The sequence below is a fragment of the Modestobacter sp. KNN46-3 genome (assembly GCF_011039295.1).
On sequence record NZ_JAAKGN010000294.1, the window covers coordinates 1 to 2,099 of the forward strand.

Consider the following 2,099-nt stretch of genomic DNA (forward strand, 5'->3'; position numbering starts at 1 on the left):
GTCAGTTAGGTATAAGAGACAGGTCGACGATCGGCCTGCTGCAGTACGTCACGCCGCTGATCCAGCTGGCCATCGGCGTCTTCGTCTACCACGGGCGGATGCCGCCGGACCGGCTCGTGGGCTTCGCCGTCGTCTGGCTCGCGCTGGCCGTCTTCACCGCCGACATGCTGCGCAACGCGCACAGCAACCGGCGGGCCGCCGCACCCGTGCCGGCCGGCGGAGCAACGGGTCCTCGCCCGCCGGCAGCAGGCCCTCGCGCCGGCGCTCGGCCCGGCTCTGCCGGGGCAGGGTCATCGCCGCGTCGCTGTCGGGCGCGGGCCGCTGGGGCCGGCGTGGGGTCACCGAGCGGGGAGCCGCCTCGGCCGGACGCGCGGCCTCGACGGGTGGCTCGACGGGCGGGTCGGTGCGTCGACGTCCCGGGCTCGGGGTCGCGTCGGACGGACTTCCCTCACCGAACGGCGCCGCATGCCTCCCCACAGTGAGACAGGCTAGTCGCGACGGAGGTCCGTGCCCAGGACCCTGCCGGAGCGCTGACGCTGCCGCCCGGCGCGCATCCGGCGCAGCCGACGCACCAGCAGCGGGTCGACGACGAGGGCCTCCGGACGGTCGATCAGGGCGTTGAGCACCTGGTAGTAGCGGGTGGACGTCATCCCGAAGCGCTCTCGGATGGCGGCTTCCTTGGCGCCCGGGAAGCGCCACCACTGACGTTCGAAGGCCAGGATCTCCCGTTCTCGATCGGGCAGGCCCGCAGCCGTGTCGTCCCCAGGCGCCCCGCCCGTCACAGGAGCCCCGTCCGCTGCGGTCGCCTGCGCCGTCCCGGGCTCGGTCCCGACCACCGCTGTGCGCTCGTCCGCCGTCGGCCCGGCGGGCTGCACGGGGTCGTCGCTCATGGTCGTGCCTCCGAGGGAAGGGCGTCGGCCAGGCGCGCCTGGCCCCGGGTTCCGGACCCCGTCGACGGTAGCCGCGTGGCAGCCGCTCCGGCGCGGCTGGCACCGGGGCGCGTCGGCGACCCGTGGAAGACCGGTCAGATGCCGGCCGGCACGGGTGCGGCGGCCCGCCGGTTGCTGTGCGCGTTGCGCAGCATGTCGGCGGTGAAGACGGCCAGCGCGAGCCAGACGACGGCGAAGCCCACGAGCCGGGCCGGCGGCATCGGCTCGTGGTAGACGAAGACGCCGATGGCCAGCTGGATCAGCGGCGTGACGTACTGCAGCAGGCCGATCGTCGACAACGGCACCCGGCGGGTGGCGGCGGCGAACAGCAGCAGCGGGACGGCGGTGGCCAGGCCCGAGCTGGCCAGCAGCAGCCCGTTCCCCACGCCCGCCGTCCCGAAGGCGGCCTCGCCCTGGGCGCCCAGCACGCCGATGACGACCAGCGCGGGGAGGAACACGACCGCCGTCTCCACGAACAGGCCGGGCGCGGCATCGACCCGGACCAGCTTCTTCATCAGGCCGTAGAGGCCGAAGCTCACGGCGAGGGCGAGGGAGATCCACGGCGGGTGGCCGTAGTCGACGGTCAGCACGACGACCGCCACCACGGCGGTGCCGACGGCGACCCACTGCAGCCGGCGCAGCCGCTCCCGGAAGAACACCACTCCGAACAGGACGCTGACCAGCGGGTTGATGAAGTACCCCAGCGACGCCTCGACCACGTGCCCGGAGTTGACCGCGTAGACGTAGACCAGCCAGTTCACCGCGATGAGCACCGCGGCGACCGTCAGCACCAGCAGCGCCCGCCGGTCGGTGACGACGGCGCGCACCTGGCTCCAGCCCCGCCGGACGGTGAGCAGGAGCCCCACGAACAGCAGCGACCAGACCACCCGGTGCGCGACGATCTCCAGCCCGCCGGCCGGCTCGAGCAGGGGGAAGTAGAGGGGGAAGACCCCCCACAGGGCGTAGGCGCCGAGGCCGGCCCCCACCCCCACACGCCGTTCGTCCACCGGCGCACCGTACGCCCGCCCACCCTCGGGTCCGCAGCGGTGAGCCGGATGTCGAAGGGCACCGGCGGGACGAGCAGGCACAGCAGGAGGACCGGGGCGAGCTGCACCAGGGCGCGGGCCAGGTGCCGCCACACCCAGCTGCGCCTGGTCGTGTCGTCGAGGA

General features: G+C 74.1%; 2 protein-coding genes. Both read right to left on the reverse strand.

Annotation, left to right across the window (positions count from 1 at the left end; all coding sequences use genetic code 11):
* Positions 1 to 488 precede the first annotated feature (488 nt).
* Positions 489 to 890 carry a DUF3263 domain-containing protein gene (locus tag G5C62_RS26635; protein ID WP_164703360.1) on the reverse strand — a complete coding sequence of 134 codons (402 nt, stop codon included), beginning with the start codon at positions 888 to 890 and terminating at the stop codon, positions 489 to 491.
* Between the two features lie 134 nt (positions 891 to 1,024).
* Positions 1,025 to 1,936: an EamA family transporter RarD gene (rarD, locus tag G5C62_RS26640; protein WP_164703361.1), complete on the reverse strand. Its 912-nt coding sequence runs from the start codon at positions 1,934 to 1,936 to the stop codon at positions 1,025 to 1,027.
* Positions 1,937 to 2,099: the final 163 nt, after the last annotated feature.

Coding starts and splice junctions, on each gene's coding strand:
- G5C62_RS26635 (WP_164703360.1), bottom strand. CDS start 890: ATGAGCGACGACCCCGTGCAGCCCGCCGGGCCGACGGCGGACGAGCGC.